19 protein-coding genes are annotated in these 22,128 nt (G+C 69.3%); 2 read left to right on the top strand and 17 right to left on the bottom strand.

The features are described from left to right. The first annotated feature begins 4 nt into the window (after window positions 1-4). On the top strand, window positions 5-1,300 hold the full coding sequence (locus tag ACXMYJ_RS20510; protein ID WP_443188745.1) for an HRDC domain-containing protein: 1,296 nt from the start codon (window positions 5-7) through the stop codon (window positions 1,298-1,300). 61 nt (window positions 1,301-1,361) lie between these two features. Here ACXMYJ_RS20510 and ACXMYJ_RS20505 read toward each other — a convergent pair whose 3' ends face one another. The 12 genes from ACXMYJ_RS20505 to ACXMYJ_RS20450 form a co-directional block, all read right to left on the bottom strand. After that, window positions 1,362-3,527 (bottom strand): thiamine pyrophosphate-dependent enzyme, encoded by a 2,166-nt coding sequence (locus tag ACXMYJ_RS20505; RefSeq protein ID WP_460358698.1) that lies wholly within the window; start codon window positions 3,525-3,527, stop codon window positions 1,362-1,364. A gap of 15 nt (window positions 3,528-3,542) precedes the next feature. Then, window positions 3,543-4,736, bottom strand: coding sequence for an acyl-CoA dehydrogenase family protein (locus ACXMYJ_RS20500; RefSeq protein ID WP_260751807.1), 1,194 nt, complete (start codon window positions 4,734-4,736; stop codon window positions 3,543-3,545). Between the two features lie 28 nt (window positions 4,737-4,764). Then, window positions 4,765-6,000: an amidohydrolase family protein gene (locus ACXMYJ_RS20495; RefSeq protein WP_460358697.1), complete on the bottom strand. Its 1,236-nt coding sequence runs from the start codon at window positions 5,998-6,000 to the stop codon at window positions 4,765-4,767. Continuing rightward, the gene (locus ACXMYJ_RS20490) at window positions 6,001-7,119 is read right to left on the bottom strand and encodes an FUSC family protein (protein ID WP_260751804.1); all 1,119 of its coding nucleotides are present in this window, start codon (window positions 7,117-7,119) and stop codon (window positions 6,001-6,003) included. Next, on the bottom strand, window positions 7,106-7,624 hold the full coding sequence (locus ACXMYJ_RS20485) for a (2Fe-2S)-binding protein (protein WP_260751803.1): 519 nt from the start codon (window positions 7,622-7,624) through the stop codon (window positions 7,106-7,108). Before ACXMYJ_RS20485 ends, ACXMYJ_RS20490 begins: the two co-directional genes overlap by 14 nt. After that, window positions 7,614-8,492, bottom strand: a complete 879-nt coding sequence (locus tag ACXMYJ_RS20480) for an FAD binding domain-containing protein (protein ID WP_260751802.1) — start codon at window positions 8,490-8,492, stop codon at window positions 7,614-7,616. The genes ACXMYJ_RS20485 and ACXMYJ_RS20480 overlap by 11 nt, the downstream gene beginning before the upstream one ends. Next, complete coding sequence (locus tag ACXMYJ_RS20475; protein ID WP_460358696.1) at window positions 8,489-10,747, bottom strand: xanthine dehydrogenase family protein molybdopterin-binding subunit; 2,259 nt, start codon at window positions 10,745-10,747, stop codon at window positions 8,489-8,491. The genes ACXMYJ_RS20480 and ACXMYJ_RS20475 overlap by 4 nt, the downstream gene beginning before the upstream one ends. A 44-nt stretch (window positions 10,748-10,791) precedes the next feature. After that, window positions 10,792-11,601, bottom strand: a complete 810-nt coding sequence (locus ACXMYJ_RS20470) for an ABC transporter permease (RefSeq protein WP_260751800.1) — start codon at window positions 11,599-11,601, stop codon at window positions 10,792-10,794. Further along, the gene (locus ACXMYJ_RS20465) at window positions 11,598-12,446 is read right to left on the bottom strand and encodes an ABC transporter permease (RefSeq protein ID WP_443188749.1); all 849 of its coding nucleotides are present in this window, start codon (window positions 12,444-12,446) and stop codon (window positions 11,598-11,600) included. The genes ACXMYJ_RS20470 and ACXMYJ_RS20465 overlap by 4 nt, the downstream gene beginning before the upstream one ends. After that, window positions 12,443-13,222: an ABC transporter ATP-binding protein gene (locus ACXMYJ_RS20460; protein ID WP_460358695.1), complete on the bottom strand. Its 780-nt coding sequence runs from the start codon at window positions 13,220-13,222 to the stop codon at window positions 12,443-12,445. Before ACXMYJ_RS20460 ends, ACXMYJ_RS20465 begins: the two co-directional genes overlap by 4 nt. 65 nt (window positions 13,223-13,287) lie before the next feature. After that, window positions 13,288-14,295 carry an ABC transporter substrate-binding protein gene (locus ACXMYJ_RS20455; protein ID WP_260751794.1) on the bottom strand — a complete coding sequence of 336 codons (1,008 nt, stop codon included), beginning with the start codon at window positions 14,293-14,295 and terminating at the stop codon, window positions 13,288-13,290. A 344-nt stretch (window positions 14,296-14,639) separates the two neighbouring features. Continuing rightward, the gene (locus tag ACXMYJ_RS20450; RefSeq protein ID WP_260751793.1) at window positions 14,640-15,629 is read right to left on the bottom strand and encodes an LLM class flavin-dependent oxidoreductase; all 990 of its coding nucleotides are present in this window, start codon (window positions 15,627-15,629) and stop codon (window positions 14,640-14,642) included. Between the two features lie 109 nt (window positions 15,630-15,738). Here ACXMYJ_RS20450 and ACXMYJ_RS20445 point away from each other — a divergent pair, with 109 nt between their 5' ends. Next, entirely contained in the window at window positions 15,739-16,332 is a 594-nt protein-coding gene (locus ACXMYJ_RS20445) for an SRPBCC family protein (protein WP_460358694.1), read from the top strand. Here the strand turns inward: ACXMYJ_RS20445 and ACXMYJ_RS20440 are convergent. The 5 genes from ACXMYJ_RS20440 to nhaA all read right to left on the bottom strand — a co-directional run bounded on the left by ACXMYJ_RS20440 (window position 16,313) and on the right by nhaA (window position 22,088). Further along, entirely contained in the window at window positions 16,313-16,777 is a 465-nt protein-coding gene (locus ACXMYJ_RS20440) for a RidA family protein (RefSeq protein ID WP_460358693.1), read from the bottom strand. The genes ACXMYJ_RS20445 and ACXMYJ_RS20440 overlap by 20 nt on opposite strands. Then, complete coding sequence (locus ACXMYJ_RS20435) at window positions 16,774-17,538, bottom strand: GntR family transcriptional regulator (RefSeq protein ID WP_260751789.1); 765 nt, start codon at window positions 17,536-17,538, stop codon at window positions 16,774-16,776. Before ACXMYJ_RS20435 ends, ACXMYJ_RS20440 begins: the two co-directional genes overlap by 4 nt. A gap of 101 nt (window positions 17,539-17,639) precedes the next feature. Further along, complete coding sequence (locus ACXMYJ_RS20430; RefSeq protein WP_460358692.1) at window positions 17,640-18,830, bottom strand: alpha/beta hydrolase family protein; 1,191 nt, start codon at window positions 18,828-18,830, stop codon at window positions 17,640-17,642. Window positions 18,831-18,832: 2 nt separating this feature from the next. Then, a complete protein-coding gene (gene dxs, locus ACXMYJ_RS20425; RefSeq protein WP_260751787.1) occupies window positions 18,833-20,746 on the bottom strand; it encodes a 1-deoxy-D-xylulose-5-phosphate synthase in 1,914 nt (637 codons plus the stop codon). Between the two features lie 28 nt (window positions 20,747-20,774). Beyond that, window positions 20,775-22,088 carry a Na+/H+ antiporter NhaA gene (nhaA, locus tag ACXMYJ_RS20420; RefSeq protein ID WP_260758073.1) on the bottom strand — a complete coding sequence of 438 codons (1,314 nt, stop codon included), beginning with the start codon at window positions 22,086-22,088 and terminating at the stop codon, window positions 20,775-20,777. Between the last annotated feature and the right edge of the window lie 40 nt (window positions 22,089-22,128).

Below are 22,128 nucleotides of genomic sequence, written 5' to 3'. Positions count from 1 at the left end.
CCATATGTCCGATTCCGACACGCCAGGCTCGTCGCTGGACGCCGACGACGCCCACCACACCGACGGCGCCGACGAGCAGGTCCCCGATGCCGAACCGCTGCTGACCCCCCGCGAGGGCGTGCCCGGGGTGTCCGTCAGCCGCTACGAGATCGCCGAGGCCGCGGATCGGCTGGCCGCCGGGCACGGACCCTTCGCGATCGACGCCGAGCGGGCCTCGGGCTTCCGGTACTCCAACCGCGCCTACCTGGTTCAGATCCGGCGGGCGGGGGCGGGCACGGTACTGATCGACCCGGTCAGCCACGGCGGCGACACCCTCGAGGTGCTCGCGCCCGTGGCGGAAGTGCTCGCCGACGCCGAATGGGTGCTGCACGCCGCCGACCAGGATCTGCCGTGCCTGTCCGAGATCGGCATGCGGCCCCCGTCGCTCTACGACACCGAACTGGCCGGACGGCTGGCCAACTACGAACGCGTGAACCTCGCGGCGATGGTGCAGCGCCTGCTGGGTCTGCAGCTGACCAAGGGCCACGGCGCGGCGGACTGGTCGAAGCGCCCGTTGCCCGACGAGTGGCTGAATTACGCGGCGCTGGATGTCGAAGTTCTCGTCGAACTGCGCCACGCGATCGACGAGGTGCTGCAGCAGCAGGGCAAGTCCGAGTGGGCGGCCCAGGAATTCGAGTTCCTGCGCACGGTCGAGCCCACTCCGACGCGCCGCGATCGCTGGCGGCGGACCTCGGGCATCCACAAGGTGCGCGATCCGCGCGCGTTGGCCGCGGTGCGGGAACTGTGGACCACCCGCGACCAGATCGCGCGGCGGCGCGACATCGCCCCCGGCCGCATCCTGCCCGACAGCGCGATCGTCAACGCCGCCACAGTGAACCCGGACAGCGTCGAAAAGCTCACGGCGCTACCGATTTTCGGTGGATCCAAGCAGCGGCGCAATGCTCAGGTGTGGCTGGACGCGTTGGCCCGGGCCCGGACCGGCGACCTGCCCGATCTCCAGGAGCCGTCCAACGGTCCCCCGCCGGCGTCCCGGTGGGCACGTCGTAAGCCCGAGGCCGCGGCCCGGCTGGAGGCCGCGCGCACCGAACTGTCCGCACTCGCGCAACAGATCTCGGTGCCGGTCGAGAACCTGCTGGCACCAGAGCTCGTGCGCCGGTTGTGTTGGGACTGGCAGCCTGTCGACGGGACCGAGGCCACCACCGCCGCGGTGGACGCTTTTCTGCGCGGATCGGCTGCGCGTCAGTGGCAGCGTGAACTGACCGTGCCCGTGCTGGCGAAGGCGCTCACGGCTGCCGGCTGACGACCGTGTCGACGTCGTCGACGAAGTGCCACCACCCCTCGTCCGGTGCTTCCAGGTGCGGTCAGCGGCCGGTCGACACCAGCTTGATCGCGGCCGCTTCCACGGTCTCCTCGGACAGCAGCACCTCCAACGCAGCGTCGCCGAGCGGAATGTAGCTGTCGTGGCTGGCCACCCGCGCCAGCGCGCCGGTGTAGCCGTGGTCGATCAATGCCGTCAGGATGCCCTCGCTGACGCCGCCGCTCTCGCGGGTCTCGTCGACCACGAGCACCCGACCGGTCAACTCGGCCTCGGCGAGCATGTCGGCCAGCGGAAGCGGTGCCAGCCAGCGCAGGTCCACCACCCGCACGTCGATGTCGCGTGCGGCGAGTCTGCGCGCGACCCGCAGGCTCATCCGCAGCCCGTTGCCGAAGGTGAGGATGGTCAGATCGCGGCCGGCGCCGTAGCCCCGCGCCCGTCCGATCGGCACCGCGCCGCCACTGTCGGGAGCAAGCCATCGATCGTCGCCGTCGTCGTGCAGGTCGCGGGTGTGGTACAGCGCGATCGGTTCGAGGAACAAGCACACCACGCCGGCCGCCCGCGCGGCCGCCACACACGTGCGCATCATCGCCGCGGCATCGTCGGGCCGGGCAGGTGACGCGACGATCACGCCGGGCAGGTCGCGGATCGCGGTGATCGAGTTGTCGTTGTGGAAGTGTCCGCCGAACCCTTTCTGGTAGCCGTAGCCGGCGATGCGCACCACCATCGGGTTGCGGTATTGCCGGTCGGAGAAGAACTGCAGCGTCGCGCCCTCACCGCGGATCTGGTCGGCCGCGTTGTGCAGGTACGCCAGGTACTGGATCTCGGGAATCGGCAGCAGCCCCGAGATGCCCGCGCCCAGCGCGAGCCCAAGAATCGACTGCTCGTCGAGCAGGGTGTCGAACACGCGGGCGGTACCGGCCCTGGCCTGCAGCCCGCGCGTCACGCCGTAGACGCCGCCTTTGCGGCCCACGTCCTCGCCGAAGATCATCGCCTCCGGGTACCGGGCCAGCACATCGGCCAGCGCCCGGTTGATGCCCTGGGCCACCGTCAGCGGCGCCGACTCCGTGCCGACGGGTTCGGCCTCCGCGGCGGCGCGCCCGGCCCGCACCGCCTCGTCGAAAGCGTCGGTCAACGGCGCCATCACCGCCCGCGGACTGTCCAGTTGCGGCAGGTCGGCGACCTCCTCGGCCACAGCGAGCACTTCGGCGCGCTTGGCCTCGTAGCGGTCCAGCACCTGCGCGGGGGTGAGCACGCCCGCCTCGACGAGGAGGCGCGCGGTGCACAACACCGGGTCGCGTTCGTAGTCGGCAGTGATTTCGTCGTTCTTGCGGTAGCCGGGCTCGTAATCCGAGCCGGCATGTCCCATCAGTCGCACGGTGCGCAGATGCAGGAATGCCGGACGGCGTTTGGCCCGAACGTATTCGGCGGCCTGCCCGGCGGCGGTCAGCACCTCGGGCAGGTTCGTCCCGTCGGCGGTGAAGTACCTCAGGTCCTCGCGGCCGCGATAGGTGCGCGCGATCCAGCCCCGCGGGGTCTTGACGCTGATGCCGATGCCGTTGTCCTCGCAGACGAACAGCAGCGGCAACGGCATGCCCTGGTAGGCGGTGTGCATCGCGGTGTTGATCGCGCCGACGGCGGTCGAGTGGTTGGCCGACGCATCACCGAAGCTGCACACCGCCAGCGCGTCGGCAGGCCATGCGCTGTCCGCCTGCAGCTTGCGCGCCCGCACGATCGCGAACGCCACGCCGACCGCTCGTGGCAGGTGCGAGGAGATGGTCGACGTCTGGGGGATCACGGCGAGGTCGTGTCGGCCGAACACCTTGTGCCGTCCGCCCGAGATCGGCTCGTCGGTGGACGCGACCATACCGAGCAGCACGTCGCGCAGCGGATCGCTGCCTGGCACCTGCTGTGCGCGGGCCAGGAAGAACCCGCCGGAACGGTAGTGCAGCAGCGCCGGGTCGGTGGGGCGCAGCGCGGCCGCGACGGCGGCGTTGCTCTCGTGACCGGAGGAACCGATCGTGTAGAAACCCTTGCCCTGGGCGCGCAACCAGCGGGCGGCCAGGTCCAGATGCCGGCTACCCAGCTGCGCGTCGAACACGTCGATGCAGTCCTGGGCGCAAACCCCCTGCAACGCATCGTATTTCCCGGCGTCCGGCGCGGTCAGCGACGAGACGACCGTGGTGAAGTACTCGTCGATCGGTTCTGCCACAGCGACTCCTGGCGATCAGCGGAACGCGGCGACGCCGGTGAGGGCCTGCCCGATCATCAGCGTATGCATCTCGCTGGTGCCCTCGTAGGTCAGCACCGACTCCAGATTGTTGGCGTGGCGCATGACCGGGTATTCGCCGGTGATGCCGCTGGCTCCCAGAATGGTGCGCGAGGTCCGGGCGATCTCGATGGCCTCGCGGACGTTGTTGAGCTTGCCCAGGCTCACCTCTTCGGGGCGCAGACCGGTGGCGTCCTTGGCCCGGCCCAGATGCAGGGCCAACAGCAACGCCTTGCCATACTCCAGCGTCATGTCGGCGAGCTTCTGCTGGGTCAGCTGGAAGCCGCCGATGGGCCGGTCGAACTGCTCACGCGACTGCGCGTAGTTCAGCGCGCTCTCCAGGCAGTCCCTGGCCGCGCCGACGGCCCCGAAGATGATGCCGAACCGGGCTTCGTTGAGGCAGCTCAGCGGCGCCCGGAGGCTGGTCGCGCCGGGCAGCCGAGCGCTGTCGGGAAGGCGGACTCCGTCGAGCACCAGCTCGCTCGTGACCGACGCACGCAGCGACATCTTCGCCTTGATGGTGCGGGCGGTGAACCCCGGGGTGTCGGTCGGGACGGCGAATCCGCGGATCCCGTCCTCGGTGCGCGCCCACACGATCGCGACGTCGGCCACCGAACCATTGGTGATCCACATCTTGGTGCCGTCGAGGATCCAGTCGTCTCCCGAGCGGGTGGCGCGGGTGCGCATGCCCGACGGGTTGGATCCGAAGTCGGGTTCGGTCAGTCCGAAGCAGCCGATCTTATGCCCGGTGGCCATCTCGGGCAGCCACTGCTGCTTCTGCTCCTCGCTGCCGAACGCGTGCAGCGCGAACATCGCCAGCGAGCCCTGCACGCTGACCAGCGACCGGATTCCGGAGTCGCCTGCCTCAAGTTCGAGGCAGGCCAGGCCGTAGGCCACCGCAGAGGTACCCGCGCAGCCGTAGCCCTGCAGATGCATGCCGAGCAGTCCGAGGTCGCCGAGTTCTACGGCCAGTTCACGCACGGGCAGTTCGCCACGCTCGTACCAGGTCGCGATGTCCGGGCTGATGCGCGCTTTCACCAGCGCGCGCACGGTGTCTCGGATCTGGCGCTCCTCGTCGTCGAGCAGGCTGTCGACGCGTAGCAGCACATCGGGGGTGGTCGGACCGGTGTGCGGCGAAAGCTGGCCGGACATGGTGTCTCCTTACATCGTGGTGGGGTGGTCAGCAGCAGCCGGAGCTATGCGCTCCGACGGGCACGGGGCGCCCGGACTCTGGTCGTGGCCGAGTGCCTCGCCAGGTCACGGAGCGGCTCGGCGGCGGGGTCTGCTCGCTGCGGGTGGCGACCAGCGGGACGCCGTCGACCAGCACCGTCGCGATACCGGGAAGGTCGCCGAGGGCGAAGGACTCCAGCGCGTCGGTGGCCATCGAACCCGTGATCGGGCCCAGCACCAGCAGATCGGCCGGTCGGCCCTCGGCGATCACCCCGGTGTCCAAGCCGTGGGCGGCCGCGGTCTGCCCGGTCGCCGCGGCGACGGCCGCCACCGGGTCGACCCCGCACACCGACGCGAGATAGCAGACCGCGCGCAACATCCCGCGCGGGATGACGCCGGTGCCGCCGGGGGTGTCGGTGCCGAGGGTGAGCCGGTCCAGCCTGCCGAGCCGCGTGAGTTCGTCGACGACGATCCCGGTGGCCCGGTAGTTGTTCGAACTGCAGACCTCGACGTGGGTGTCGGGCAGACGATCGATGATCGCCAGGATATCGGCGTCCGGTGGCGGGATGGGGCCGCCGGAGATGTGCCCGACAACGTCGGGACCCACGGCCGTCACCACGTCGGCGCCGGCGACCCGGCTCGACCCCGACCGAGACACGCCACCGGAGTGCAGCTTCACGGTCATTCCGCGCTCGTGCGCCCAGCGGACGTAGCGCTGGGCCTCGCCGTCGCCCAACCTGCTCCAGTCGTAGAAGATGAACTTGAGCTGGTCGATGCCCTCACGGTGGGCCCGGTCGAAGTGCTCTTCGGTCATCCCCGGCACCAGCAGCACCGTGCCCGCGTTCACCTTGACCCCGGACGGCCGCATCCTTCCGGTGGTGTGCTTGGACGTGATCGCGATCGACAGCACGAGTTCGGGGGTGAGGGCGTCGAACGCCAGCCCGGGGATGTGCAGTTCGCCGGCCGAGACCATCGAGGTGGTCCCGCCGTGCAGATAGTTGTGGATCCAGCCGATCGCATCCTGGGCCGGCGTCCACTCCCCGAAAGTGGGGTGGACGTGCCCGTCGACCAGACCGGGCATCACCGTCAGCCCGCCCGCCGAGAGCACCTGGTCGGGTGCTGCGGCGCTGACCCCGATCCCGGCCACCACCCCGTCCTCGACGAGCAGGGTGGTGTCGCGCACCGGGGCGACCCGCGGGTCGCCGTGCACCAGGAGGCCGATGTCCTCCACGAGCAGGGTCGTCACCTAGCGCCTCCTTGATTGGATTTTGTATACACTATCGTCCTGCCCCGTCTTCTGGGAAGTCATCGTCGTCGCCCCCGTGCGGAATGTCCTGCGCGTCAACGCCGGAACGGCGAAGACCACCACCAGCACGATCACCGCGCCGGCCAGGTTCATCGCGAGCCGCACGCCTCCCTCGTACCAGGGGAAGAGCTCCGGGTACTCGCTGATCACCAGGAGCACCGGCGGACCCGTCACCGCCCACCAGGTGTAGTTCACCGGCCGCAGGGCCATCGCCAGCGTGAACAACACCACGCTGACGACCGCGACCATCGGTATCGACGGATGCGTCCCGAGCAGCACCGCCGCGATCAGGGCCCCCACGGCATTACCCGAAAGTCGCTGCGCCAGGCGCATTCCCGTGTCCCCAGCCGCGGGCTGCACGGTGAGCACCACGCTGGTGACAAGCCAGTGTCCGCCGACCAGGTCCTCGGGCAGCAGACCGGCGACGCTCACCGCCACCGCGACGGCCACCCCCACCCGCACCGCGTGCGGCCATGACTCACGCCAGCCCCGCTCGGCCGCGGGCGCCGTGGGGGCCGCCGTCCCGCGCCGCCGGCGCAGCGCCTCGGCACACACGAACCACGCCGTCCACGCGACGGCCACCACCAGCGCGCCGGCCGCATAGGGCAACAGCCGTTCCGCGCCACCGTCGTCAGGCACGTCGACCGCGACCAGCACCACCGCCAGCGCGGCCGTCGGGCCGACCCGGGCCAGCAGGCCACCGCACACCGCGGCCGCGACGGTCACGCCCGCCAGCGCCGTCGGGTGACCGACCGTCAGCACGGCCAGCGCCGCGCCGGTCAGCACCGCCAGCGCGCGGATCGCGATGGTCGCGAACGCCGCCCGCCACGTCGGCGGCAGCGACGGCACCGCGGTCAACACGAATCCCAGCCCCATCGCCGACCCGAGCTCGGCGTGTCCGACCGCCGCGGTGGCCACGAGGATCGCGCCGAGCCCGGCCGCCAGCCAGGCCGCCATCCCCCACCGGCTCGCGCCGACCGGCCTCAGCAGCTCGGCGGGTCGTCGACGCCGCAGGGCGGGCGGCACCGCCGAGGTGGGCTCACCGTCAGGACTCGGCACTGTCCGCGCCATCGGCGGGCGCCGCCGCGGCGTCCAGTACCGCCGCCACGATGCCCTGATAGCCGGTGCATCGGCACACGTTGCCCGACAACGCTTCCCGCACCGACTCGGCGGTCAGCGGTTTCTCCGCATCCGGGTCGCGGAGCAACTCGACGGCGCTGACCAGAAATCCCGGGGTGCAGAACCCGCACTGCAGCCCGCCGCAGCGGGTGAACGCCTGCTTGAGGCGCGCGGCCTCCTCGAACTGGTCGAGTCCCTCCACGGTGTCGACCCGCAGTCCGTCGGCCTGCACCGCGAGCATCAGGCACGCCCGTCCGGAACGACCGTCGATGAACACCGTGCACGCCCCGCAGACCCCGTGTTCGCAACCCAGATGCGTTCCGGTGAGCCCGAGTTCGTCGCGGAGGAAGTCGGCGAGTGTGAGCCGCGGCGCCACGGCGCGGGAGATCTGCCTGCCGTTCACGATCAACGAGATGGCCACCTGCGCGGGTGTGTCAGCGTGCATCGTGCTCCCTTCCGGCCGTGCAGGCGCGCCGGTGCGCAGCGGTCATCGCCTCGGTCAGTGCGGACGCGCAAAGCCGCCGCGCATAGTCGGTGTCGTCGGCGACCGGTTCGGTGCCGCCGGCCCACCGCCGGCCCAGCTGCTGCCACAACCGCTCGGACGGCAGCTCGCCGACGACGTCGTCGCCGCCGAACAGCAGCGGCCGGTCGGCCACGCTCAGCACGCCGGCACGCAGCGCCGAGACCCGCCCGTCCGGTCCGAGGGTGAGCATGCAGCCCGCGCCGGCCAGGCCGTAATCACCGTGCTGGTGGGCATATTCGATAAAACCCCAGCCCTGGTCCGGTCGGATCGCGGGCACCGAGATCCAGGTGATCATCTCGTCGGGCGCCAGCGCGCTGGTGTAGAACGACACGAACATCTCGTCCGCGCCGACCGTGCGCCGCCCGGACGACGACGACTCGACATGGAAGGTCGCGTCGAGAACCAGTGTGGCCAAGGGCATTTCCGCGGCAGGGTCGGCGTGCGCGACCGAACCGCCGATGGTACCGCGGTTGCGGATGCCGACGTGCCCGATGTGCCGCGCCGCCTCGGCCAGCAACGGGGCGCGCGCCGCGATCAGTGGGTCCACCTCGACGGTGCGGTGCGTCACCAGCGCGCCCAGGATCAGGTCGTCGGTGTCGTCGAAGACCCGGTTCAGCTCGGTCAGCCGGCCGATGTCGATCACCGCCGAGGGCCGGGCCAGGCGCAGGTTCATCAGCGTCAACAGCGACTGGCCACCCGCCAGCAGTTTGGCGTCGGGATCGGCGGCCAGCAGATCCAGTGTTCCGGCGACGGTTTCGGGCCGGTGGTAGTCGAAGGGCGCCGGCTTCACGACGCCACCCTCTGCATCGCCCGGCACAGCTCACCGGTCTGGATCGGCGTGCTGGTGACGTGCAGGCCACCGCCGACGGCGTCATCGACGGCCCCGGCCACCGCCGAGTACACGGCGATGGTGCCGCTCTCCCCCGCACCGCGCACGCCGAGCGGATTGACCGGGGTGGCGACGGGCAGGTGGTTCACGATCACGTCCGGCACATCGGTGGTCAGCGGAAGGTGGTAGGCCGCGAAGGTGGTCGACGTCGGCTCCCCGGTGGGCGAATACCGCCACGCCTCGAAGAGCGCACCGCCGATCCCCTGGGCCACGCCGCCGATGATCTGGCCCTCGACGATGCGCGGGTTGATCTCCCGGCCTCCTTCATGGGAAACCGCGTAGCGCAGCACCTTCACGATCCCGGTGCGGCGGTGCACACCCACGATCACCGCGTGCACCCCCATGGTCCAGGTGACCGTCTCGACCCGGTACACCGATGTCACGTCGAGCGCCGCACCGCCCTCGCCGGCACCCCCGACACGGCTCGCCGCGGCCAGCTCGTCCCAGCCCAGCACCTCGCGGCCCGCGGTGAAGCGGCCGTCCGCATAGTCGGCGTGCCCGACGCCCATCAGGTCCGCGGCCCGCGCCGCGCCGAGCGCGACCAGCTCACGGCACGCCTGGTGTACCGCCGAGCCCGCCAGGACTGCCGACCGGCTGGCGAACGTGCCCACCCCTTCGGGGAGGCGCTCGGTGTCCGAGGCCACGTAGCGCACCCGTTCCAGCGGGACCTCAAGCGCATCCGCGGCCACCTGCGCGAAGACCGTCTCGTGTCCCTGGCCCGCCGAGGCCGCCCCCGCCGTGACCTCGAACCGGCCGTCGGGCAGCAGCCGCACCCGCCCGGTCTCGTGCGGCCCGCGCCCGGTGGCCTCCAGGTAGGACGACAGCCCGTAACCGATGCGGTGGTCCGGATTTTGGAGGGCGCACACGTCGGCCTCCGACGGCGGCAGCGCTGCCAGGACCGACTCCAGGCACGCGAGGTAGTCGCCACCGTCGTAGACGATCGGGACCCCGTCGCGGTACGGGATGGGCCGCGGATAGGGCATGTCGGCGGCGGTCAGCAGGTTGCGCCTGCGGATCTCGGCGCCCGAGATGCCCAGCGCGGCGGCGGCCGCGTCGAGGCTGCGCTCCAGCGAGAACGTCGCCTCGGGCCGGCCCGCGCCGCGGTACTGCGCCACCAGCGTCTTGTTGGTCAGCGCGGCCCGGCCGCGCACGTGCATCGCCGGGACACGGTAGGGGCCCATCAGGTGCACCGCGGTGTTGGCCACGATGCCTGCGACCCAAAGACTTCCGGCGCCGAGGTCGACGACGAAGTCGACGTCCCAGCCCAGGATCCGCCCGGTCGCGTCGACGGCCAGCCGGACGCGGTGCGTCTGGTCCCGGGCCTGCGCGCTGGAGACCAGATGTTCCTGCCGGTCCTCGACCCAGATCAGGCGGCGCCGAACATGTTCGGCGAGCACCGCGAGGACGACCTCCTCGGCGTACACGTTGGCCTTGGTGCCGAAGCCGCCGCCGACATCGGGCACGCTGACCTTCACCTGGTCGCGCGTCCAGCCCGTCACCGAGCAGATCGCGTTGCGCACCATGTGCGGGATCTGGGTGGACGTGGACACCTCCACACGCCCCGGTGTCGCGGCGTATTCAGCCAGCACACCGCGACATTCCAGCGGCACCGCACCGTGGCGCTCCATCCGGTAGGTGTCCTCGACCACGTGGGCGGCCGCCTCGAACGCCCGCCCGGGATCACCGAACCCGTACTCCAGCCGGGCCGCCTCGTTGTGGCCCAGGTGATCGAACAGCACGGGAGCGGCGGGGTCCAGCGCCGCCTCGGCGGCGACGACCGGCTCCAGACTCTGATAGGACACCACGACGTGCTCGGCGGCATCCTCGGCCAGATACCGGTCGTCGGCGACCACGACGGCGATCGGCTGGCCGACGAAGTGGACGTGGTCCGAGGCGAGGATCGCCAGCCGCTGCTGCGCGAGCACGAGGGAGGTGGCCGCGGCGAAGTCCGGATCCGGAGTGGTCAGCGACGGGATCGGCGTGTGCTCCAGGCCGAGGTCGGCGGCGGTGAAAACGCCGTGCACACCGGGCATCTGCTCGGCGACGGCGGTGTCGATGCCGGTGATCCGGGCGTGCGGTTGGGTGGACCTGATGAAAACGACATGCTTGGCGCCCGCCGCGTGATCGGCCAGGAACCGTCCGTTCCCGGCCAGCATACGGTCGTCTTCCCGGCGCCGTACCGAGCTCCCCACCGATCGGCTCAATGTAGCCGTTTCTCCCACTGCCACAAGGCGATCGAGATGCCGAACGAGATGGTGATCAGCAGCATGATGGTGGCCACCATCGACGGGTAATCACCGTGGCTGTAAGCCTGCAGCACCACCCTGCCCAGACCGCGCCGGGTGGCGAAGAACTCCGACAGCACGACGCCGACCACCGCGAGGCTGACGGCGAGCCGGATCCCGGTCAGCATCGGACGCCGGATGGCCGGGAAGATGATGTGGGTCAACATCTGCCAGGCATTCGCGCGGACCGAGCGTGCCAGTTTCCAGTAGACCTTCGGGATCTCCTGCACGCCGGTGGACACGTTGATCAGCACCGGGAACAGGGCGAACAGCACGCCCATCACGACCTTGGAACCCGACAGGCTGAAGATCGGCAGCAGCACCGGGTAGAGCACGATCTTGGGAATCCCGTTGAGCACGATGATGAGCGGTTCGAAGATCGTCCGCAGCCGGCTCGACAGGCCCAGCATCAGGCCCAACCCGCCGCCGGCGGCGGTACCGACCACGAACGCCATCAGCACTGACTGCGCGGTGACCCGCAGGTCGAACAGGTAGGCGGGGTCGGACAGATTCTCGAACAGCACCACGATCGTCTGCACCGGTGACGGGATCACGAACGTCAGACCGGACATCACCTGCCAGGCGAGCACCACCACCACCGCCAACAGGCCGGCCCCGACCGCCTGGCTGGCCAGCAGGGACCGCCACGAGAAACGGAGTGGCGCAACGGTTTCGGATGCGGTGTCCGTCGAGGTCGGTTTCGGGGCCGGCATGGTGGCGGTCACGCGTTCCTCCCTCGCAACAACACCCGCTCGACGGTGGCCAGCGCGACCGTGAGCAGGCACGAGAGCACCAGCACGACCACGATGTAGGCGAACATGCCGACGTTGTCGAAGATTTCGTAGAGATACCGGATGCGGTACCCCAATCCGGCCTGGGCCGTCGTGAACTCCATCGCGATGGTGCCGATCAGCGCGTACACCACCGCCAGCCGCAGACCGGCGACGATGAACGGCCCGGCAGCCGGGATGGCGATGGCGAACAGCGTCTGCCGCGGCGAGGCTCTCAGTGAGCGCGCCAACTTCATGTACACCGGCGGCATCTGATTCAGGCCCACGGCGGTGTTCAACGCCATCGGGATGGCCGCCATGATGGTGGCCAGGATGATCACCGACATCGAGTTGATACCGACGAGCACAATCATCACCGGATAGAACAGCACCAGCGGTACGGCATAGAACGAGACCAGGTAGGGCTCGAACACCCGGCCCAGCAACGGCACCTTCCAGAACAGCAGGCCCGCGGCGAACCCCAACAAACAGCCGAACAGGATCGACAGCGCCACCTCGATGCCGGTGCGCTGCGCATCAAGCCAAAACTGCGATTCGGTGAGCAGCACACCCAGCTCGGCGACGATCACCGACGGCGCCGGCATCACATGGTCGTTCCACCAGCCCGCGGCGGAACCGATCTCGGCGAACGCGGTGAACGCCAGCAGCAGCAGCACTGTCGACCCCGCGCTGTAGGCCAGCTTTCCGAACCGTCGCCCGCGGCGCTGCGGTCCAGCCGGCGTGCCGGGCGGCGTGGCCTCGGTGGGCAGGTCGTCGGTGGCTGCGAACGAGGTGCTCACGTGGCCGCCGTCTCCTGCTGCTGGAAGCCGCGCATCGACTCGGCCTGCAGGGATCCCCAGATCCGGTTGTGCAGCTCGTTGAACCGCGGCGTTGAGACCACCCCGGCGTCGCGCTCCCCCGGCAGGTCGATGTCGACGACGTCGATGATGGTGCCGGGACGGTAGGACATCACCCAGACCTGTTGCGAGAGCAGGATCGCCTCGGAGATGTCGTGGGTGACGAACATGATCGTCTGCTTGGTCCTGGCCCAGATCTGGCGCACCTCGGCACCCAGGAACAGCCGGGTCTGCTGGTCCAGGGCTGCGAACGGCTCGTCCATCAGCACCACCTCCGGCTGCACGGCCAGCGTGCGCGCCAGCGCGACGCGCTGCCGCATACCCCCGGAAAGCTGTGAGGGATAGGACTTCTCGAATCCGCTCAAGCCCACCAGGTCGATGGCCTCCTTGGCCCGCCTGCGCCGCGCCTCCTTCGCAACCCCGATCATCTCCATAGCGAAGCTGACGTTTTCCTCGACGGTGCGCCAGGGAAGTGTCGAGTCCTCCTGGAACACCACGCCGATCTTGGGGTCGGGGCCGGTCACCGGCTTGCCGGCGACGCTGACGGTGCCGGTGGTCGCCTTCTGCAGCCCCGCAACCACCGCGAGCAGCGTCGACTTCCCGCATCCGCTCGGTCCGACGATGGACACAAAGCTCGCATGCGGAACACTCTGGTCGATACCGGTGACCGCCGTGACCCGGCGGGCGGGAGTGTCGAATACGACTGACACTCCGGTCATCTCGATGCCTGGTGAGTTCAAGTCGCTACCTTTTCGCTCGGTCGTGGGCTGGAGTCGACGGTCGGTCAGAAGGTGGCGCGGTCGTCCTCGGGCAGGTACTGCTGGTCGAGCACGGTGGCCCAGTCCACGGGCTGGTCGATCTGACCGGCGGCCAGCATCAAGTCGGAGAGGTTGTTCAGGCCTTCGGGATCGACCTTGAGCGAGTAAGCCTTGGCCAGATCGGGGCTGTTGCGCAGGGCGGCCTGCATGACCTCCGGGGAGACCCCCACCAGCGGTCCGATCTCGGCGCCGGCCTCGTCGGGGTTGGACACGACCCACTCGTTGAGCCGGTCGGCGACCTTGAAGAACTTCTTCAGGTTCTCGGGGTTGGCCTCGGCGTAGTCGGTGTTGACTGCGACCAGGTCGGCCGGCAGGTCGCCCAGCACGTCGCGGGAGTTGATCAGGACCTCGGCGTTCTCGCTGGCCTGCTTCTCGGCGATGAACGGCTGCATCGCCCAGCCCGCGGTGATCTGATTGGCCTTGGCGGCGGTCCAGTTGTCACCCATCTGGCCGACGGCCTGGGCCCGGACGCCCTGGCCGAGTTCGCGTTCCAGGCCCTTGACCAGAAGCTCGGTCGACGAACCGGCCGAGCTGAAGCCCAGCACGGCGCCCTCGATCGAACGCCCGGGTGGGCTGATCCACGAGAAGTCATTGACCTGGAACCACGGCGCGACGACCTTGAGGTTCGAATTCGGTTGCTGCGCAGCCAGAAGTACCGAGCTGTTGCCCGCGATCGCCATGTCGGCGTCACCGCTGGTCACCACGCGCAGCGTATTGCCGCCGCCACCCCCGGAGAACAGGTCAACCTTGAGCCCCTCCTCCTCGAACCACTTCTTGTTGATTCCCGCGGTCAGGATCGCCATGAAGGGCAGGCTGTCGACGCCGGTCGCCGAGATGCTCAGCGTGTCGGTCGTGGCTCCCGCGCTGCCACCGGCGTCGGCCGGTCCGGCAGATTCGTCAGCGCACGCGGTGGCGCCGACGAGCAGTGCGGACGTTGCGACGATTGCACCGATGACCTTGGGAAACCGTGACATGTGGGACGCCTCCAGAAGGGGTTTGAATATTGGATACACTATACGAAGAAGTGTGATGTAGAGCAATATTTAGGGGCGATGTCGCCTGGGTAACATTGCCGCCAATTCCAGCCCGGCCGCGACACCCAACAGCACCGAGGCAGCACGCAGACCGGATCCGTGCGCCGATTCCGCCGTCTGCTGCTCGCGCCGCACGTCAGCATATTGGGAGACGACCGGCGGTGCAGGCCGAGAGTGCACGACGCCATCGGCCGGGGTGAGCGCGCGCTTCAAAGCCGGCGGAGCCCCGGGCACGGCACTGCCAGGCGCCGGGTACGGGCGCAGATCCGCGGCGTCGGAGCGGCTCACCCCTGGCGGCCGCTGACGATGTCGGCGAAGGCGCGGATCGTGCCCTCGCGACTTTGCCCGGGCCGCACGAACGGCACGATCGACACCTGGTCGACTCCGAGCGACTCGATCTCCTTGAGTCGCTGGGCGCACTCTGCCCGCGTGCCGGCCAGCGCGAAGAGATCGACGAGTTCGTCGGGCACCAGATCGGCGTGCGCGGCCTCGGGGTTCATGTGCTCGTAGTAGTTGTACTGTTCCCTGATCCGGTCGATGGCCTTTTCCAGCGAGGGGTCCACCTTGGCCGGCAACGGGCGGATCGCGACCCGGGAGACGTGTGCGCGCACCAGATCTCGCGCCTCGGTGCTGTCTTCGCCGATCGCCGTCGGGGTCCACAGCACGATGTGGAGGTCATCGAGCGTGCGCCCACTCTGCCGCGCGCCCCGCTCGATGGTCCGCAGCGCACCCTCGATGAACTCGGGTGCCGTGCCTACCAGCACGATGACGCCGTCGGCGATGCGGCCGGACATCTCCAGGATCTTGGGCGCGGACGCGGCGATGTAGATCGGGATGTCCACCGGGCCGCTGAGGTAGTTGAGGTGGTACTCGGCCCCGCTGGTGGGTTCGGCGACCTTCTCGCCGCGGAACAGCGCGCGCAGGTCCGTGATGGACTTCTCCAGTTCGGCGAGCTTGAGCGGCTTGAGGCCCATCGTCCGCAACGACGAATCCCCGGTGCCGATACCGAGAGCGACTCGGCCGCCGGTGAACTCGGCCAACGTGGCCCACGTGGAGGCCAGTAGCGAGGGGTGTCGGGTGACCGCGTTGGTCACCCCCGTGCCGAACACGATCCGCTCGGTGCCGACCGCGGCGGCGCCCATCACCGTCGAGGACTCCCGCCAAATGTTCTGGGAATCGCCGAACCAGACATGGTCGTACCCGAGGTCCTCACAGAGCCGGACATAGGAACACATCGCCCCCGCCGGTTCGGTCGGGAACAGTCCTGCACCCATGCTCAGCATTCGGAAAGCCTCCTCGGGGCGAGTGTGCGATTGCTGTATATCGTATCCAATCGTAGGGTTAGGTAGTCGGAATCACAACCGGAGGCAGTGAATGAAACTCATGAACGAGTTCACGGTCGACGCGCCACTGGACGACGCATGGGCGGTGCTCACCGACATACCGACCGTCGTGCGGTGCGTCCCGGGTGCCGAGCTGGACCGTCACGAGGGCGCCGACTACCACGCCCGCGTCACCGTCAAGGTCGGACCGATCGGAATGACGTTGGCGGGCAAGGCGACTCTGGTCTCACAGGACGACGCGGCCAGGGAGATGGTGGTCTCGGGCACCGCCGCCGACCGCAAGGGCAACGGGTCGACCGAGGCCACGGTGCGCCTGGTGGCCCGCGAACAGGCGGGCCGTACGGTCGTCACCGTCACCACCGACGTCGAGCTCAGCGGCCGCATCGCGCAGTTCGGCAAGAGCGCAATCGTCCCGGTGAGCAACCGCATCATCGGCCAGTTCGTCGAGCGACTCGACGCGGTGATCGCCGGCGGTCCCGCGCCCGCGCCCGGCAGGACCGGCGAACGTCCGTCGCACCCGGCCCCGGTGCCGCTTCCGGAATGGATCACCTTGGCGGTCAACGGATTCGCTGGGCTCGCGCTGGGCCTGGCGATAGGGCGCTGGCTGGAGCGCCTCAGGCCGGTGCGACGCTGACCACGAGATCGAGCTCCACGCACGCCCCACCGGGCAACGATGCGACACCGATCGCGGTCCGCGCGTGCGCACCGACGTCGGCGCCGAACACATCGATCAACACCTTCGATGCTCCGTCGATGACCGCCGGGTGAGCGTCGAACTCGCCGACCGCGCGCACATAGCCGCGCAGGTGGATCACTGTACTCACCGCGTCCAGCCCCACGGCGGCCTCGATCGCGCCGAGAAGATTCAGCGCGGCCAGCGCCGCCTGCTCCCCGGCGGTCTCGACGGTCACGTCGTCGCCCACGACCCCGCGCAACGCGGGCACGCCGGCGCGGCGGGCCGTCGCTCCGGAGACCCAGAGCTGGTCGCCGCACCGCCGGCTCGGGGAATAGGCACCCTTCGGGGGCGGCGCTGCAGGAAGTGACAAGCCCAGCTCGCGCAGCCGGTCGGCGACCGTCACGCCGGCGTGTCGGGTTCGGAATCGAAGATCCGGTGGATCGGCTCGATCGCGTGGGCGCGGTGCTCGTGGTTGAGCGCCACCATCCGTTCGACGTCGCGGGCGGCCATCGCCTCGATCATCGCCACATGCTCGTGGCAGACCTTCGGCATGTCGAGCAGCGGCGAGTACATCGGCCGGTAGGCGTCAGCGGTGTTCCACAACTGGGTGACGATGCGCTTGGTGCGGGCCATCCCACTGGCGTGGAAGGTCAGGAAATGGAACTGCCGGTTGAACACGCCCACCGAGATCAGATCGCCGTCGGCGAGCGCTTTGTCCATTTCGGCGTTACAGCTGCGCATCTCGTCGACGATCTGGTCGGTGACCCCGGGCATCGCATCCCGGATCAGCGCCTCCTCCAGGATGGCGCGTAGGGTGAACACCTCGACCAGGTCGCCCAGGCTGAGTTTGGTGACGCGGTAGCCGCTGTGCGGCACATAGGTGATGTACTCCTCGGCCTCCAGCGTCTTGAGTGCTTCGCGGATCGGGATGCGCGACATGCCGAACTGTTCGGCCACGGCCTCCTGCACGATCCAGCTGCCGGGTGCCAGCTTGCCCGTCGTGATGTCGTGCCGCAGCGCCTCCACGACAGCCTGCTGGGCGGTTTTGGGGCGGACGAAGTCCGACCGGCGTCCGCGGTCGGCACCCGCGGCCGAGGCCGTCGACGCGTCGCGCTCGTCGTTGTTCCGCGATGCAGAACGTTTGGTTGCGGTGCGCGGTGACATCGGCTCTCGCTTTCAGGTGATTGGATACACTATGCGATCACCTGGGCCGACGAGTCAAACCCCGGCCGGCATACCGCGGTTCGGCCACTGACCGGCGGCGCTCAGGCCAGCGCCCGTGCCAGGAACGGCGTCGAGTCGGGAATCGAGGCCAGCACGGTGCCGCTGTGGTCGGAATCCGGATACACCTTCAGCGTCACGCCCTGGCCGTTGTCGGTCAGCAGTTCGGAAAACCGCAGCGTCAGGTTCGGCGGGACGTCACGGTCCTGCATCCCGACGCCGAGGAACACCGGGCGGTCGTATCCCGTTGCGGGGACGCCCATGTACGCGTCGATCGCCTCAGGGGCGCCGGGGATCGACGCGATCGGCGCGGTGAAGAACTCCGGCACTTTCAGCCCTTTGAGTGCACTGGGAAGCTCTGCGGCGCAGAGAGTTTCGGCCTTGTCCGCGGCGGCCCGGCCTTCCGGGGTCAGCACCTGGTCCAGATCGAGGTCGGGACCGGCCTCTCGCAGCGCGGCGACGATGTAAGCGGTGTAGGCGCTGCCCATCGGGCCCAGTTCGGGCGGGACGGCCATGTCGGGGCCGGCCTGTTTGACGATGTTCTCGACGTTGGCCGGGGTGCCGGTCGCGACGACGCCGCGGTAGTCCAGCCCGCGACCGGCGCTGAACTCGGTGGCCCACCGGGCTGTCGCGACGGCGGCTCCCCCGCCCTGCGACTGTCCGACGACGGCCCACTTCGGCGACAGATCGAGATCCATCCGGCGGGCCGCGATCACCGAGTCCACCACGGCGCGTGCAGTGCTCCGGCTGTTCAGATAACTCATCAACCCCGGTGTGCCCAGACCGGTGTAGTCGCTGCCCACCACCGCGTAGCCCTGGTCGAGCCAGTGCGACAGATACTCCTTGTCGCGGCCGCTGCGTGGCAGCGCCGACGGGGTGCAGTCGTCACCGAGCCCGACGGTGCCGTGTGCCCACGCGATCACCGGCCACCCACCCTGCGGGGCAGCGATGCTGGGGGTGAACACCACCGCGGTGCTGACCGCGGGGCGGTCGTGCTGGTCGATGGTGGAGTACAGGATGCGGTAGGCGGCGCCGGCCCCCGGCACCGACAGCGCCGGGTCCAGCGGCACGGTGTCCAGCAGGGTGCCGGGTGACGCGGCGGGCACCTCCAGCGCCCGGGCGTCCAGGCCGGACCACATGGGTGTGGCGGCATCCGCGGTCGGAGCACAGCCCACCAGCGCAGCGATCGTCAGCACGGCGCCCGCCGTGAGGCGGGCGGAGTGGGTTTTCGCCATCGTCAGTCGACGCGCTCGCTGACCTCGCTGTCACCGGCGGCGGCGCCGAGCGCGGCCACCCAGCCGGTGATCTGGCGGGCGATGCTCTGTTCGGTCAGCCCGACCTCGGCGAGCACCTCACCCCGCGAGGCGTGGGCGAAGAACTCCTGCGGCAGCGCGGCGTCCCGGCACGGCACATCGATCTCGTTGCGACGCAACGCACTCGACACCGCCGATCCGACCCCACCGTGACCGCCGTTGTCCTCGATGGTGACGACGAGCTTGTGCCGGTCCGCCAGGGTCGCGATCTGTTCGGGCACGGGCAGCACCCACCGCGGGTCCACCACGGTCACACCGATGCCTTGGTTGCGCAGTCGTTCGGCGACCGCCAGCGCCATCGCGGCGAACGGACCGACGGCCACCACGAGCACGTCCTCGGACATCCCCTCGGCAGGAAGCGTGAGGATGTCCACCCCGTCGCGACGTTCGATCGCCGGGATGTCTTCGCCGACATCGCCTTTCGGGAACCGCACGGCGGTGGGGCCGTCGTTGACCTCGACAGCTTCGCCGAGTTCCTCCCGCAGGCGCGCACCGTCGCGTGGTGCGGCGACCCGCATGCCGGGCACGATGCCCAGGATCGACAGGTCCCACATGCCGTTGTGGCTGGCGCCGTCCGGTCCGGTGATCCCGGAGCGGTCCAGCACCATGGTCACCGGCAGCTTGTGCAGCGCGACGTCCATCAGCATCTGGTCGAACGCGCGGTTGAGGAACGTCGAGTAGATCGCCACCACCGGGTGCATGCCGCCCATGGCCAGCCCCGCGGCCGACGTCATCGCGTGCTGCTCGGCGATACCGACGTCGAAGAAGCGATCCGGGAAGCGTTCCCGGAACGCGCTCAATCCGGTGGGTCCGGGCATCGCGGCGGTGATGGCGACGATGTCTCGGCGCTTGCTCGCCAGCCGGATCAGCGCCTCGGAGAACGTCGACGTCCAGCCGGGCCCGGGCACCGAGGTGGCCAGACCGGTTTGGGGGTCGATGACACCGCACGCGTGCATCTGATCGTCGACGTCGTTCTCGGCGGGCGCGTAGCCCATGCCCTTGCGGGTCACGACATGCACCACCACCGGGGCGTTGAACGCGCGGGCGTGCCGCAGCGCGCTTTCCACGGCGTGCTCGTCGTGACCGTCGATGGGCCCCACGTACTTCAGGCCGAGATCGGTGAACATCACCTGCGGTGACAACGCATCCTTGATGCCGGCCTTGATGCTGTGCATGCACTGGTAGCAGAACTCGCCGATCATCGGCACGCCACGGACCGCCTTGCGGCCCTCCTCCAGGAAGCGCTCGTAGCCGGGCTGCAGCCGCAGGCCGGCGAGGTGTTCGGCGAAACCGCCGATGGTCGGCGCATAGCTGCGGCCGTTGTCGTTGACCACGATCACGATCGGGCGACGCGACGCGGCGATGTTGTTCATCGCCTCCCAGCACATGCCGCCGGTCAGCGCACCGTCCCCGACCACCGCCACCACGTGCCGGTTGCGGTGCCCGGACAGCTCGAACGCCTTGGCCAGACCGTCGGCGTAGGACAGCGCTGAGCTGGCGTGGCTGGACTCGACCCAGTCGTGCTCACTCTCGGCGCGCGACGGATAGCCGGACAGGCCGTCCTTCTTGCGCAGCGAATTGAAGTCCTGGCTGCGACCCGTGAGCATCTTGTGCACGTAGGCCTGGTGCCCGGTGTCGAAGAGGATCGGGTCGTGCGGGGAATCGAAGACCCGGTGCAGCGCCAGCGTGAGCTCGACAACGCCGAGGTTGGGTCCCAGATGCCCACCCGTCGCCGCGACCTTGTGGATCAGGAAGTCACGGATTTCGCGGGCCAGGTCCTCCATCTGCGCCTGCGACAGGTGCTGTAGATCTGCGGGACCGCGGATCTGTTCAAGCATCCCGTCAGTCTACGCACGGCCGAGATGGTCAGTCCTGTCGAGTCTGGTAGACATCGGGCACTCCGTCGCGGTCGGCATCGGCCGTTTCTTCCTGGTATATCCGCCGGTAGACACGGTTTCTGGTGAGCAGGATGCCGGCCGCCAACGTGGCCGCCAGCAGCGAGCCGGACAACACACCGATCTTCACAAATTCGTCACGTTCGGACCCCATGCCGTAGGCCAGGTCGCCGATCAACAGCGACACGGTGAACCCGACGCCGGCCAGCATGGACATCCCGAGCACGTCCACCCACCGCAACGACGAATCCAGGCTGGCCCGCGTCACCGCCGACAGGACACGGGTGGTGAGCAGGATCCCGATCGGCTTGCCCAAGACCAGGCCGAGCACGATTCCCAAGGTGATCGGATCGCCGAGTGCCCGGGTCAGCCCGCTGAGACCACCGATGCTCACACCGGCGGCGAAGAAGGCGAACACCGGAATCGCGACGCCGGCCGAGATCGGACGGAACCGGTGTTCGAAATACTCGGCCATACCCACCCGGTGCTCCGGCTCGACTTCACGTCCCCGCTGTGTCGCCGATCGCCGCACCGGAACCGCGAAACCGAGCAGCACGCCGGCCACCGTGGCGTGCACACCCGACTCGTGCACCAGCACCCACACCGCCACCGCCAGAGGGACGAGCACCCACCACTTCTGGACGCCGCGCTGGACGCACACTGTGAAGAGCGCCAGCGGAACCACCGCCAGGGCCAACGCCCACCCGTTGATCTCCTGGGTGTAGAACACGGCGATGACGGTGATCGCCAGCAGGTCATCGATGACGGCCAGCGTCAGCAGGAACGTCCTCAGCGCGGACGGCAGATGGGTGGCGATCACGGCGAGCACCGCCACCGCGAACGCGATGTCCGTGGCAGTCGGGATCGCCCAGCCGCGCAACGCCCCGTCCCCGGTGTTGAGGTTCACCAGGACGAAGATCAGCGCGGGCACCACCATGCCGCCGACCGCGGCAGCGATCGGCAGCGCCGCCCGACTCGGATCCCGTAGATCGCCGGCAACGAACTCCCGCTTGAGCTCAAAGCCGACCACCAGAAAGAAGATCGCCAGCAGCCCGTCGGCGGCCCAGGCCCCCAGCGTGAGGTTCAGGTGCAGCCCGAACCATTCGCCTCCCAGCTCGAGATCGCGCAGCGCGAAGTAGCTCTGCGCCCACGGGGAATTCGCCCAGATCAACGCCGCAGCGGCGGCCACCAGGAGGATGGCGCCGCCGACGGTTTCCTTGCGGAGAATTTCGGTGACCCGGCGGGTCTCCGCCCAGGAACCTCGTGAGAAGACCGGGCGGCGCATCGGCGAGAACGGGCTGGTTGCCAAATCGAGAGTCCCATCA

This window comes from Mycobacterium sp. ZZG (assembly GCF_054786995.1).
Note: the sequence above shows the minus strand (reverse complement) of the source record. Positions and strands in the feature narration are given on the sequence as shown.

Excerpts from the sequence above, each read along its gene's own strand:
- ACXMYJ_RS20435 (WP_260751789.1), bottom strand. The coding sequence starts at position 17,538 with ATGTCACCGCGCACCGCAACCAAACGTTCTGCATCGCGGAACAACGAC.
- nhaA (WP_260758073.1), bottom strand. The coding sequence starts at position 22,088 with ATGCGCCGCCCGGTCTTCTCACGAGGTTCCTGGGCGGAGACCCGCCGG.
- dxs (WP_260751787.1), bottom strand. The coding sequence starts at position 20,746 with ATGCTTGAACAGATCCGCGGTCCCGCAGATCTACAGCACCTGTCGCAG.
- ACXMYJ_RS20430 (WP_460358692.1), bottom strand. The coding sequence starts at position 18,830 with ATGGCGAAAACCCACTCCGCCCGCCTCACGGCGGGCGCCGTGCTGACG.
- ACXMYJ_RS20455 (WP_260751794.1), bottom strand. The coding sequence starts at position 14,295 with ATGTCACGGTTTCCCAAGGTCATCGGTGCAATCGTCGCAACGTCCGCA.
- ACXMYJ_RS20460 (WP_460358695.1), bottom strand. The coding sequence starts at position 13,222 with ATGACCGGAGTGTCAGTCGTATTCGACACTCCCGCCCGCCGGGTCACG.
- ACXMYJ_RS20475 (WP_460358696.1), bottom strand. The coding sequence starts at position 10,747 with ATGCTGGCCGGGAACGGACGGTTCCTGGCCGATCACGCGGCGGGCGCC.
- ACXMYJ_RS20510 (WP_443188745.1), top strand. The coding sequence starts at position 5 with ATGTCCGATTCCGACACGCCAGGCTCGTCGCTGGACGCCGACGACGCC.
- ACXMYJ_RS20500 (WP_260751807.1), bottom strand. The coding sequence starts at position 4,736 with ATGTCCGGCCAGCTTTCGCCGCACACCGGTCCGACCACCCCCGATGTG.
- ACXMYJ_RS20485 (WP_260751803.1), bottom strand. The coding sequence starts at position 7,624 with ATGCACGCTGACACACCCGCGCAGGTGGCCATCTCGTTGATCGTGAAC.
- ACXMYJ_RS20445 (WP_460358694.1), top strand. The coding sequence starts at position 15,739 with ATGAACGAGTTCACGGTCGACGCGCCACTGGACGACGCATGGGCGGTG.
- ACXMYJ_RS20450 (WP_260751793.1), bottom strand. The coding sequence starts at position 15,629 with ATGGGTGCAGGACTGTTCCCGACCGAACCGGCGGGGGCGATGTGTTCC.